General features: G+C 67.5%; 9 protein-coding genes. 7 read left to right on the top strand and 2 right to left on the bottom strand.

What is annotated here, in order from left to right; all coding sequences use genetic code 11:
- Positions 1-96: 96 nt before the first annotated feature.
- Positions 97-990: an NAD(P)-dependent oxidoreductase gene (locus AB839_RS02080; RefSeq protein ID WP_061478110.1), complete on the top strand. Its 894-nt coding sequence runs from the start codon at positions 97-99 to the stop codon at positions 988-990.
- Between the two features lie 212 nt (positions 991-1,202).
- The gene (locus tag AB839_RS02075) at positions 1,203-3,734 is read left to right on the top strand and encodes a methyl-accepting chemotaxis protein (RefSeq protein ID WP_061478109.1); all 2,532 of its coding nucleotides are present in this window, start codon (positions 1,203-1,205) and stop codon (positions 3,732-3,734) included.
- Positions 3,735-3,811: 77 nt separating this feature from the next.
- Here the strand turns inward: AB839_RS02075 and AB839_RS02070 are convergent, their stop codons facing one another.
- Positions 3,812-4,198, bottom strand: a complete 387-nt coding sequence (locus tag AB839_RS02070; RefSeq protein WP_014648516.1) for a DUF2628 domain-containing protein — start codon at positions 4,196-4,198, stop codon at positions 3,812-3,814.
- A 213-nt stretch (positions 4,199-4,411) separates the two neighbouring features.
- Here AB839_RS02070 and AB839_RS21665 point away from each other — a divergent pair, with 213 nt between their 5' ends.
- A complete protein-coding gene (locus AB839_RS21665; protein WP_005419553.1) occupies positions 4,412-4,582 on the top strand; it encodes a hypothetical protein in 171 nt (56 codons plus the stop codon).
- A 60-nt stretch (positions 4,583-4,642) separates the two neighbouring features.
- Here the strand turns inward: AB839_RS21665 and AB839_RS02065 are convergent, their stop codons facing one another.
- Positions 4,643-6,676 carry a TonB-dependent receptor gene (locus AB839_RS02065; RefSeq protein ID WP_061478108.1) on the bottom strand — a complete coding sequence of 678 codons (2,034 nt, stop codon included), beginning with the start codon at positions 6,674-6,676 and terminating at the stop codon, positions 4,643-4,645.
- A 496-nt stretch (positions 6,677-7,172) separates the two neighbouring features.
- Here AB839_RS02065 and mdoH point away from each other — a divergent pair, with 496 nt between their 5' ends.
- Genes mdoH through AB839_RS02045 form a run of 4 tightly spaced genes read left to right on the top strand, consistent with a single transcriptional unit; the run spans position 7,173 to position 11,597 of the window.
- The gene (gene mdoH / locus AB839_RS02060; protein WP_061478107.1) at positions 7,173-9,098 is read left to right on the top strand and encodes a glucans biosynthesis glucosyltransferase MdoH; all 1,926 of its coding nucleotides are present in this window, start codon (positions 7,173-7,175) and stop codon (positions 9,096-9,098) included.
- Positions 9,099-9,148: 50 nt separating this feature from the next.
- The gene (locus AB839_RS02055; protein ID WP_082783265.1) at positions 9,149-9,808 is read left to right on the top strand and encodes a dienelactone hydrolase family protein; all 660 of its coding nucleotides are present in this window, start codon (positions 9,149-9,151) and stop codon (positions 9,806-9,808) included.
- Between the two features lie 3 nt (positions 9,809-9,811).
- Positions 9,812-10,855, top strand: a complete 1,044-nt coding sequence (locus tag AB839_RS02050) for a sensor histidine kinase (protein WP_061478105.1) — start codon at positions 9,812-9,814, stop codon at positions 10,853-10,855.
- Between the two features lie 10 nt (positions 10,856-10,865).
- Positions 10,866-11,597 (top strand): LytTR family DNA-binding domain-containing protein, encoded by a 732-nt coding sequence (locus AB839_RS02045; RefSeq protein ID WP_061478104.1) that lies wholly within the window; start codon positions 10,866-10,868, stop codon positions 11,595-11,597.
- The last annotated feature ends 275 nt before the right edge of the window (positions 11,598-11,872 follow it).

The following is an 11,872-nucleotide window of genomic DNA, read 5'->3' as shown; positions in this document are numbered from 1 at the left end:
GCACGATTGCATGGCTGTCCTATCGCGGATGCGCGATTGCATGCCTAGAATCGAAGCATCCCGGTAGTTCCCGGGCGCTTCGAGTGAATGGACTCAATGAAGATTCTGTTGACCGGCAGTTCCGGCCGCATCGGGCGCGCGATCTTCGGTGCGTTGGCGGCTGCCCACGAAGTGGTGGGGCTGGACCGCAGTCCGTTTGCCACCACGCGCATCATTGCCGATGTCAGCGATCGGCAGGCCGTCGCGCGCGCGGTGCAGGGCGTGGATGCAGTCATCCATACCGCGGCCCTGCATGCCCCACATGTCGGCCTGGTGCCGGATGCGGTGTTCCAGCAGATCAACGTGGAGGCCACCGCACACCTGCTGCAGGCGGCACGCGAAGCCGGTGCACGGCGCTTCGTGCTGACCAGCACCACTGCGTTGTATGGCCATGCCGTGGTGGCCGGTGGCTGCCGTTGGATCGACGAAGACACCGAGCCGCTGCCGCGCACGATCTACCACCGTACCAAGCTGCAGGCAGAGACCCTGGCCGAAGCCGCCGCCACGCCGGGCTTCAGCGTTCGCGTGCTGCGCATGGGCCGGTGTTTTCCGGAACCGCCCGAACGGATGGCGATGTTCCGCCTGCATCGCGGTATCGACGCCCGCGATGTGGCCAGCGCACATGCTGCACTGCTGCTCGACGAAGGCGCCCGGTTCGCGCGCTACCTCGCCTGTGCCCCGACGCCGTTCCGGCGCGAGGACTGCCTGGAGCTGGCCACCCACCCGCGCAGCGTGCTGGCCCGTCGCGCGCCGCAGCTGCTGGCCGAGTTCGAACGCCGTGGTTGGCCGCTGCCATTGAGCATCGACCGTGTCTACGACAGTGCCCGCCTGCGCGGCGAGCTGGGCTGGCAACCGTGCTTCGGGCCGGACGACGTGCTTCAGCAGTATGCCGTCGGCAGCATCGAGGTACTGCCGCGGGCACAGTGGATCAAGGACCGCGTGGCCGAGTGAGGGCATCGCGAGAGGGGGAGCGTTGAGCCGACCCTGAGCGGATTCAGGAATGTGCAGGCCGACCGCCTCAACCTCGTTGGCGGGCGGCCGCTAACTCAGTGCGCTTCCAGCGCCGGGCGCGCCCCGGCGGCCGGTGGCCTGCGCGACGGATCGCGCGCCTGCGCGGTGCCCTCGTGGTGCCGGTCGTCCTGAACTGCCTTGCGGACCCTCCCATGTCTTCTTCCCGCTCTGCCGCTGCCCAACGCCCGGGCAGCATCGCCCACAAGTTGATGCTGGGCACCGCCGTGATCGCGCTGCTGTGCTTCGGCCTGACCGCCTTCCTGATCTACCGGCAGGCCAGCGCCAGTCTGATCAGCGCCTCGCGCCAGACCATGACCAGCGAGGCCAACGCTGAGGCGCGCCAGGTGGCGGCTGATCTGGGCACCGCTTTCGCCAGCAATGACGCCATGGTCGAGGCCGTGCTGGCCCAGCGTGCCCGTGGTGATATACCCGACCGCGCCAGCTTGGCGGCGGTGCTCGGCGAACAGCTGCGTGCTCATCCTCAATGGCTGGGCAAGAGCACCATGTGGGAGGCCGATGCCTTCGACGGCAAGGATGCGGAGTTCGTCAATACCGAAGCACACGATGCCACCGGCCGCTACATGAGCTACTGGGCCTGGCAAGACGGCAAACCGCAGCAGTCGGTGATGACCGACTACACCGAGACTGCCAGCGGTTCCGGTGACTGGTACATGGTGCCCAGCCGCGACAAGCTGCCGAAGGTCAGCGAACCTTACGCCTATGACATCGCCGGCCAGAAGGTGCTCATGAGCACCCTGAGCACGCCGATCATCGAGAACGGCAGATTCCTGGGCGTGTTCACCGTCGACTTCTCGCTGGCAGCGCTGCAGAAGCACCTGTCAACGCTGAAGCCGATGGGGGCTGGCCGCGTCGAACTGCTGTCGCCCAAGGGCGTGGTGCTGGCCTCGGCCAATGCCGCCGAGATCGGCAAGCCGCGCAACGATGCCCTGACCCGCAGCATGCTGGCCGACATCGCCGCCGACCGTCCGTTCGAGGCCTTCAGCCCCGACGCGGCCGGCAATGTACGCGTGTATGTGCCGCTGCGCGTGGGCGACGCCCCGCAACGCTTCGCGCTGGGCGTGGTGATGCCGCATGCGGTGATCGTGTCTGAGGCACGCCAGCTGCTGTGGCTGACCCTGCTGGTCGGCGTGATCGCCGCGCTGACCCTCAGCGCCGGCGTCTACGTGCTGCTGCGCCGCCTGGCAATCCGCCCGTTGGCCGAAGCGGTACGCGTGGCCGGAGATGTCGCCGCCGGCAAGCTGGACAGCACGCTGCCGGCGCGCAGCAACGACGAAGTGGGGCGCCTGCTGGACGCAATGCAGGGCATGCGTGGGCAGTTGCAGTCGGTGATGGCTGCGCAGGCCGAAATGGCGCGCCGGCACGATGCCGGTGAACTCAGCTATCGCATGGATGCTGCGGCCTTCCCGGGCGAGTACGGCCGCATGGTGGCCGACAGCAACCAGCTGGTGGCCTCCAGCAATGCGGTCACCCAGCGCCTGGTTGAAGTGATGCAGCGCTATGCCGTGGGCGACCTCAGCGTGGACATGGAAGTGCTGCCGGGCGAGAAGGCGGTGTTCACTGCCGCAATGGCGACCACCAAGCGCAACCTGGCCGCTATCAACGAGCAGATCCAGCAACTGGCCGCCGCCGCCGCCGCCGGTGACTTCGCCGTGCGCGGTGATGCACTGCGCTTCGAGCATGATTTCCGCCGCATGGTGGAGACCCTGAACACAATGATGCAGGTCAGCGACCACAACCTGGCGGCACTGTCGACGCTGCTGCGCGCGATCGCCGCCGGTGACCTCAGTGCGCGCATGCAGGGCGACTTCCACGGCGTGTTTGCGGTGATGCGCGACGATGCCAACAGCACCGTGCAGCAGCTGACCCAGATCGTCGGCCAGATCCAGCAGTCGGCGGCCAGCATCCGCCTGGCCGCCGGTGAAATCGCCGCCGGCAACAGCGACCTGTCGCGCCGCACCGAACAGCAGGCCGCCAACCTGGAAGAAACCGCCGCGTCGATGGAAGAACTGACCTCCACCGTGCGCCAGAATGCCGACCATGCGCTGCAGGCAAACACGTTGGCCGGTTCCGCAGCGGGCGTGGCCAGCGAAGGCGGCCAGGTGGTCAGCCAGGTGGTGCACACGATGGAGCAGATCGAGGCGTCTTCGCAGCGTATCGCCGAGATCATCTCGGTGATCGATGGCATCGCGTTCCAGACCAACATCCTGGCGCTGAACGCCGCAGTGGAAGCGGCGCGCGCCGGTGAACAGGGTCGTGGCTTCGCAGTGGTGGCCAGTGAAGTGCGGGCGCTGGCGCAGCGCTCGGCGGGTGCTGCCAAGGAGATCAAGGAGCTGATCGACGCCTCGGTGGCCCAGGTCGGTGCCGGCGCGCAGCTGGTGCACGGTGCGGGGCGCACCATGCAGGACATCGTCGGTCAGGTCGGCCGGGTCAACGAGATCATGGCCGAGATCTCGGCCGCGTCGCGCGAACAGTCGGCCGGAATCGAGCAGGTCAACCAGACCGTGGTACAGATGGACGAAACCACCCAGCAGAACGCCGCGCTGGTGGAGGAAGCCAGTGCCGCCGCCCGTGCGATGGAGGAGCAGGCCGAGCAGCTGGCAGTGGCGGTGTCGCGCTTCCGCCTGCAGGCCGAGCCGGAGGGCATGGCCCGCCGCGCGGCTTGATGCCGGAAACGAAGACGCCCGGCGGCTGCCGGGCGTCGGATGCATCCTTGCCGCGCATCCTGCGCAGGTCTGATGGCTCAGAACATTCCTTCAAACGGATTCCAGCTGGCGCGTCCTTCCACCTTTTCCAGGTAGTAGCTGTAGTTGGTGCTGGAGGCGACCAGCAGGTTCATGGCGATGAACAGCATGCGCCCGACGACATCCGGCAGGAACATGCTGACGATGGCCAGCGCGATGTTGATGCCGATCACCACCAGTGCCTTGCGCCACATGCCGAGAATCAGCAGGTAGATGGCACCGAAGAACAACGCGAAGAAGTTCAGGTTGATCTTCAGGCGGTCACCAAAGGACAGCGCCTTCCAGGCCTGCTTGAAGCCGGGGTTCTTGGGGGCGCCGTGCTGGCGGAAGAAGTTGAAGCGGAACTGCCACTTCGGGCTGAACTGGGACAGGTCGGTGGTATTCATTGGGAAACATCCCTGTGAGAAAACGTTTTCATGATAGGACAAGTCCTATTCAGGATCCAAGCGCTAGCGTCAAGAATGTGACGCCTGCCTTGTTCCGCGCCTGCGGCCAAGCGCCGCGCCGTCACCCACCCGCCTTGCTTTTAGGATAGGGTGCGCAGTTCCGCTGCCGCCCCGGCTGAGCCCGTGCGGCGGCGGGATGTCCATGGAGGTTGCATGACCACACCTGCTACACCGGAAAACGCACCGGGACCGGTGCTCCTGCCGACACCTGAAGTGGTGCAGGCACAACAACTGCTCGCACGCCAGCAACTGGCGGTGGCGATGGACCGTGCGCGCACGGCCGCCACGCGGGATGCGGCTCCGGCCGCGCTGGAAAGCGAGTAACCCGCAACACCGTCGATCGCGCTGGCATGTCGCCAGCGCGATCACGGCGCGTGCCGCCGGTCAGAACCGCGCGGTCATGCTCAGGAAGTAGCTGCGCCCGGCGACGAAGTAGTCGGTGGAGCCTTCCGCATACAGCTTCTTGTCGGCCAGGTTGCTGACGCCACCGCGCAGGGTCAGCACTTCGTTGACGTTCCATGCCGCGGTCAGGTCATACAGCGTATAGGCCTTGAGGAAGGTCGTGGCGGTGCCGGTCTGCCTGCCGGTGTACTGCGCCGACAGGCTGCCGGAAAACACCGTGCTGGGCGCCCAGTCCAGCGACGAATAGCCGGAGAACTCCGGTGTATCGATCAGGTTGCGGCCGGTGGTCAGGTTCCTGGCTTCCTTCATCCAGGTCGCCGAGGTGCGCCAGCGCCACTGCTCGCCGAAGCGGACGTTGAGGTTGCCTTCCATGCCTCGGGTGCGCGCGCGCTGTACGTTGCTCATGCGCGTCCACCAGATGCCGTTGAACCGGCCCAGTGGTGCGTACTCGATCTTGTTCCGGAAGTCGGTGTGGAAATAGGTCACGCCGACATCGATCAGGTCATTGTCGAAACTGATGCCGATCTCGCGGTTGGTGCTGGTCTCCGGATCCAGGTCCGGGTTGCCGGCCATGTAGCACCCGCCGCGGGTGTAGCCCAGCGGGATCAGCGAGGTGCAGCCGCGGCCCCCGGACTGGGTAGCGGCACTGGCCGAGTTCTCGGTCAGGCTGGGCGCACGGAAGCCCTTGGAGACGCCACCGCGGATCGTCCACTGTTCGGCCGGGTGCCACACCAGGTACCCACGCGGGCTGACGTGGCCGCCGAACTGCTCGTGATGGTCCAGGCGCGCGCCCACGGTCAGGGCCAGGGTGCGGTGCAGTTTCAGCTCGTCCTCGGCAAACAGCGCCCAGGTGTCCACGTCCAGAGTGGAGCCGCTGACCGCGTTGCCGGCATAGTCGATCGGCGCGCGGCCGATGGTGTCGGTGTTGGTCAGCTCCTGCCGCTTCCATTGGCCGCCTACGGCGAACTGGTGTTCAACGCCGAGGGTGAACGGCGTGGTCAGGCTGCCCTCGATGATCGTATCGGTCGCTTCGGAACGGCCGGCAGCACCGATGTCGTTCCTGTACTCGGTCCAGTACGCACTGATCTTCGAATTGCCGAAGCGCCACTTGCCATCGTGGTTGAGCGCCAGCGAGCTGCGCTTGAGCTCACTGGCACCCCAGGCACCTTCGTCCTGCTTTTCCAGCGACGCATCGATGAAGGCCTGCTGCACGCCGTGCCCGGCTTCCAGCGACAGTTCCTGTGCGTCGCTCAGCTTCCACTGCAGCAGCGCATCGACGTTGCGGTCCTTCTCGCCGGCATAGGCGTTGCCGTAGACACCGCCGTTGGAGCGGTCCGAATCGCGGCGCATGCTGTTGGCGCCGATGCGCAGGCCGAAGCGTTCGCCCAGCGGTCCGGAGAACGTGGCGCCGATCTGCTGGGTATCGCCGCGCTTGCCGTCAGCCGGGCGGGTGTAGCTGTGGGTGGCGCTGCCGTTCCATTCGTCGCCGATGCGCCGGGTGATGATGTTGATCACCCCGCCCATCGCATCGGAGCCATACAGCGACGACATCGGCCCGCGCACCACTTCGATGCGCTCGATCTGGTCCGGCGAGATCCAGTTCAGGTCCTGGCGACCGAGGTCGGGGCGATAGTGGGTCGAGGCCGAGCTGCCCATGCGCTTGCCGTCCACCAGCACCAGCGTGTAGTTGGACGGCATGCCACGCAGCTTGATCTTGGACTGCTCGCCGACGGCGCTGAGGCCGCCGGTCACGCCCGGTACGCGGCTGAGCAGGGCGGCCAGGTCCGGTACCGGCTGGCGCTCGATGTCCTCACGACTGATCACGCTGATGCTGGCCGGGGCATCCTTGATCCACTGCTGGCTGCCTGAAGCCGTGACCACTACGGTATCCAGGTCCTTGGTGGAGGCATCGGCGGCGGCCTCTGCGGTGGCCAGGCCGGGCAGGGCCAGCAGGCAGGCGGTGGCCAGGCGGGTGCGCGGCAGGCGCGCGGAACGGGAACGGGACGACAGGGACATGACGGCTTCCATGGGAGGTGGGGTGACCCGGTGGAAGCAGCAGGCGCAGGCAGACAGCAGGCAGCCCCCCCTTCCGTGGGTCGTCGGGTGCGCGGTCAGGACCGGCGCAGCTGGGTGGGTCGCGGCCGTGCGGAGGACGGTGACCTGCCTGGTTGATTAAATGATAACCGTTCGCGTTTGTTACGATCCAGTACCGGGGGCGATGCAATGACATCTGGCCATGCCCTGGCGTGATCGCCTGCTATTTGCTGAATGGGGACAAATCCCGGTGTAGACCTTCGCACCCGGCTTACATTCTGCGCCCTAGACTGGGTCGCATTTTCGATTCCGCCCCGTTGGAGATCGTGTGGGTTCCGGTAGTGACAGACATCGACTGTGCGGCGTGAGGCCGACACAGCCAGGACAAGTGCGGGCGCCGGGAAAGCGCGCCGGGAACCTTGGTGCATGCAGCCCGGCCGGGATGGCCGGCCGTGCCGACGGCGCGGAGTAAGCGACGATGGGGGTGCAGACCATCCATGCGGAAGCAGGAACGCCCCGGCTCGATGCCGGCTGGGCGCTGCTGCCCGCTGAATCGCCGTTGCCGATGCCCGAACAGACCCTGCGCGAAGGCGCGCTGAAGGTCCGGCGGCATCGCACCTCGCCGCGCTTGATCGGCCTGCGCCGGCTGTACCTGTTTGGTGGCACGCTCGGCATGACCGCCGTGGCTACGCGGATGATGTGGCGGGTGCTGTCGGCCAATGGCATCAGCGTGCTCGAAGCCTGCCTGCTGGTGCTGTTCGTCGGCCTGTTTGCCTGGATCGCGCTGTCGTTTGCCAGCGCCCTGGCCGGCTTCCTGACCGCTGTGTTCGACCGGGGCTATCGGCTCGGCATCGACCCGGACAAGCCGTTGCCGGCCGTGCACAGCCGTACTGCGCTGTTGATGCCGACCTACAACGAAGACCCGCGCCGCCTGCTGGCGGGCCTGCAGGCGATCTACGAGTCGGTGGCGGCCACCGGCCAGCTCGACCGCTTCGACTTCTTCTTGCTCAGCGACACCCGCCGCGAGGACATCGCCGCTGCCGAGGAACAGGTGTTCGCCGAGCTGCGCGAGCGTGTCCCGGAGGGGCAGACGCGCCTGTTCTATCGTCGACGTGGTGACAACAGCGGGCGCAAGGCCGGCAACATCGCCGACTGGGTCCGCCGCTTCGGCGGTGCCTATCCGCAGATGCTGATCCTTGATGCCGACAGCCTGATGACCGGCGACAGCATCGTGCGCCTGGTGGCCGGCATGGAACACAACGCCGACGTCGGACTGATCCAGACCCTGCCGTCGGTGATCGGCGGCCGCACCCTGTTCGCGCGCATGCAGCAGTTCGGTGGCCGCGTGTACGGGCCGGTGATCGCCCGAGGCGTGGCCTGGTGGCACGGTGCCGAGAGCAACTACTGGGGCCACAACGCCATCATCCGTACCCGTGCCTTCGCCGACCACGCCGGCCTGCCGGCGCTGCCCGGGCGCAAGCCGTTCGGCGGCCACGTGCTCAGCCACGATTTCGTCGAAGCGGCGCTGATGCGTCGTGGCGGCTGGGCCGCGCACATGGTGCCCTACCTCGGTGGCAGTTACGAGGAAGGCCCGCCGACGCTGACCGACCTGCTGGTGCGCGACCGCCGCTGGTGCCAGGGCAACCTGCAGCACGGCAAGGTGGTCGGCAGCCGCGGGCTGCACTGGATCAGCCGCACGCACATGCTGATCGGCATCGGCCACTATTTCACCGCACCGATGTGGGCCATGCTGATGCTGATCGGCATCGCCATCCCGCTGTTCCAGGAAGGCATCGATTTCAACGCCCTGCTGCACCTGTCGCCCAGCGTGTACTGGCGCGCACAGGATGAAGAGCAGGTGGTGCGCCTGTTCGCCGCCACCATGGCGGTGCTGCTGCTGCCCAAGGTGCTCGGCTACCTGGCAATGCTGCTGGACCCGGTCGACCGCCGCGGTTGTGGCGGTCCGATCCGTGCCTTCGTATCGATGCTGGTGGAAACCGTGCTCGCCGCGCTGATGGCGCCGGTGGTGATGTACGTGCAGTCACGCGGCGTGGCCGAAGTGTTGTCCGGGCGCGATTCCGGCTGGGACGCGCAGCAGCGTGACGACGGCGGCATCTCGTGGATGGCGTTGATCCGTGGCTACGGTGGCCTGGGGGTGTTCGGCGCCTTTATGGGCGTGCTGGCCTGGGCGGTGTCGCCGTCGCTGGCGGCCTGGATGGCGCCGGTGGTGATCGGCATGGTTCTGGCCGTTCCGGTGGTGGCGCTGACCTCCTCGCGCGGCCCCGGTGCTTTCCTGCATCGCCTCGGCCTGCTCGATATTCCCGAAGAGAACATTCCGCCACCGGTGCTGGTACGCGCCGCGCAGCTGCGGCGGGAAGCGGCCGAGCAACCGCCGCTGTACTGATTGCCCCGCGCCAGCGGCATAATGCGGCTCGAACTTGAAGGAGCCGCATCATGCTGCAAACGGTGGAACAGGAAACCGGCGCCTCGCCGCAGTGGTCGGTGATCTGGTTGCACGGCCTCGGCGCCGACGGCCATGATTTCGCGCCGATCGTGCCGGAACTGGTGCGGCCGTACTGGCCGGCGCTGCGCTTTGTGTTCCCGCACGCACCCGTGCGGCCGATCACGATCAACAACGGCGTGCCGATGCGCGGCTGGTACGACATCGTGGGCATGGACTTCCGTTCGCGCGCCGACATGGCCGGCGTGCAGGAATCGGTGGTGCATCTGGACGCACTGATCGCGCGCGAGATCGAGCGCGGCATCGCGCCGGAGAAGATCTTCCTGGCAGGCTTCTCGCAGGGTGGGGCGATCATCCTGACGGCCGCGCTCTCGCGTACCGCGCCACTGGCCGGCCTGATCGCGCTGTCCACCTATCTGCCCGAAGCCGACAGCGCCACGCGTGTTGACGGCGCGGTGCAGGTGCCGGTGTTCATGGCCCATGGCAGTGGCGACCCGGTGATCCCGCAGGCCGTCGCCGCGCACAGCGCGCAGGCACTGCGTACGCTGGGCATGGATGTGGCGTGGCACAGTTACCCGATGGCCCACCAGGTCTGTGCCGAGGAGATCCAGGCACTGGGTGACTGGCTGCAGGAACGCCTGGGCGCCGCCTGAGCCATGTCGCCGGCCAGCACACCGCCGTGGATGCCGGAACTGTGCCGCCTGCCACGGCTGGCGGCGATGCTCGGCCTGGCCGAGCTGGTGGTGGTGGTACTGGCGCTGGCGCCGGACGGCAGCCGTCACTGGACCTTCGGCGAACTGCTGTCGGCCAGCGGATTCGCGCTGTGGCTGGCGCTGGCGGTGACCGCCAGCCTGTGCCTGCTGCGGCCGACCCTGTCGCGGCTGCCGCCGGTGATGGGCGCCATTGCGGCGACCGTGCTGGCCACCCTGATCGCGGTGGTCTGCGCCGGCATCGTGCACGCGCTGTACGCGGTGCTGGGCGACAACTTCGCCAGTGGCATCAGCTTCTGGCGTTTCACCCTCGGCAGCGCGGCAACCACGGCGCTGATCGCCGCGCTGGCGCTGCGCTACTTCTACGTAAGCGATCGCTGGGCCGCGCAGGTGCAGGCCAACGCGCGCGCGCAGGCCGACGCGCTGCAGGCGCGTATCCGCCCGCATTTCCTGTTCAACAGCATGAACCTGATCGCCAGCCTGCTGCATCGTGACCCGGCAGTCGCCGAGCGCGCGGTGCTGGACCTGTCCGATCTGTTCCGTGCCGCGCTGGGGGCGGGCGAGGGCGATTCCACCCTGCGCGACGAATGCGAGCTGGCCGAGCGCTACCTGTCGATCGAATCGCTGCGCCTGGGCGAACGCCTGCAGGTGCGTTGGCAGCGCGACGAGCCGCTGCCATGGGACCTGCCCTTGCCAAGGCTGGTACTGCAGCCGCTGGTGGAAAATGCCGTGCTGCATGGCATCTCGCGCCTGCCCGACGGCGGCACCATCGAACTGCAGCTGGCGCGCGAGGGCAATGAGCTGCAGATCCGCGTACGCAACCCGGCACCCGATCCGCAGGCGCCGGGGCTGGCGCTGGCACGCGGCGCCGGCCATGCCCAGCACAGCATCGGCCATCGGCTGGCCTGGCGCTTCGGCAGCGCCGCGCGGATGACGGCTGGCTGGAGCGAGGGCTACTATGCCTGCCAGGTGACAGTGCCGATCCAGTGAGGGAACGATCGTGAGGGTAGTCATCGCCGACGACGAACCGCTGGCGCGCGAGCGCCTGCGCAGCCTGTTGGCGGCACAGGACGGCGTGGACGTGGTGGCCGAGGCCGGCAACGGTGAGCAGGCCCTGCACGCGTGCGCGGAGCTGCAGCCGGACCTGGTCCTGCTGGATATCGCGATGCCCGGGCTGGATGGCCTGGAAGCGGCCCGCCACCTGGCCAGCTTCGAACCCCGGCCAGCGGTGGTGTTCTGCACCGCCTACGATGCGCATGCGCTGTCGGCGTTCGAGGCCGCAGCGATCGACTACCTGATGAAGCCAGTGCGTGCCGAACGGTTGGCGGCGGCGATCGCGCGTGCGCGCACGTTCCTGGCCGGCCGCGGTGGCCGGCCACAGGAGCACAGCGGGCAGCAGGCACGCAGCGTGCTGTGCGCACGCCTGCGCGGCAGCCTGCGCCTGATTCCGCTGGACGATATCCACTACCTGCAGGCCGAGGAGAAGTACGTGGTGGTGCACCACGCGCGCGGCGAGGACCTGATCGAGGAATCGCTGAAGTCGCTGGAAGAAGAGTTCGCCAGTCGTTTCATCCGCATCCATCGCAACTGCCTGGTGGCACGCCACGAGCTGGTGGAGCTGCGTCGGGGCTCGGGCGGGCAGGTGCAGGCGGTATTGCGGCATGGCAAGCAGCCGCTGGAAGTCAGCCGCCGGTGCGTGGCGACGCTGAAGCAGGAACTGCGGCACTTGTGAGAGTTCCGCGCGGCCTGCGGCCGCGACTGCTTGCGAGCAACATCGAAAGCAACAGCAACAGCAACAGCAACAGCAACAGCGTTTCATGGCTCGGTGTTGCTACTGCTGGGTCGGGCCGGGGTGGGGGCGCGGGACACGCCGTAAACCCTTCCATGGGGGCTCGATGGCGCCATCCATGGCGCCAACGGTCCCGCGCCCCCACCCCGGCCCAACCCTCTCGTTGTCTACTGCGTCGGACAGCAAGACCTTTGGTGTTGTTGGCTTGGAAAGAGGGG

Origin of the sequence: Stenotrophomonas sp. DDT-1 (genome assembly GCF_001580555.1) — a bacterium.
GTDB classification, from domain to species: Bacteria; Pseudomonadota; Gammaproteobacteria; order Xanthomonadales; family Xanthomonadaceae; genus Stenotrophomonas; species Stenotrophomonas sepilia.
This window is presented reverse-complemented; position numbering and strand designations above follow the sequence as displayed.

Excerpts from the sequence above, each read along its gene's own strand:
- AB839_RS02080 (WP_061478110.1), top strand. The coding sequence starts at position 97 with ATGAAGATTCTGTTGACCGGCAGTTCCGGCCGCATCGGGCGCGCGATC.
- AB839_RS02075 (WP_061478109.1), top strand. The coding sequence starts at position 1,203 with ATGTCTTCTTCCCGCTCTGCCGCTGCCCAACGCCCGGGCAGCATCGCC.
- AB839_RS02070 (WP_014648516.1), bottom strand. The coding sequence starts at position 4,198 with ATGAATACCACCGACCTGTCCCAGTTCAGCCCGAAGTGGCAGTTCCGC.
- AB839_RS21665 (WP_005419553.1), top strand. The coding sequence starts at position 4,412 with ATGACCACACCTGCTACACCGGAAAACGCACCGGGACCGGTGCTCCTG.
- AB839_RS02065 (WP_061478108.1), bottom strand. The coding sequence starts at position 6,676 with ATGTCCCTGTCGTCCCGTTCCCGTTCCGCGCGCCTGCCGCGCACCCGC.
- mdoH (WP_061478107.1), top strand. The coding sequence starts at position 7,173 with ATGGGGGTGCAGACCATCCATGCGGAAGCAGGAACGCCCCGGCTCGAT.
- AB839_RS02055 (WP_082783265.1), top strand. The coding sequence starts at position 9,149 with ATGCTGCAAACGGTGGAACAGGAAACCGGCGCCTCGCCGCAGTGGTCG.
- AB839_RS02050 (WP_061478105.1), top strand. The coding sequence starts at position 9,812 with ATGTCGCCGGCCAGCACACCGCCGTGGATGCCGGAACTGTGCCGCCTG.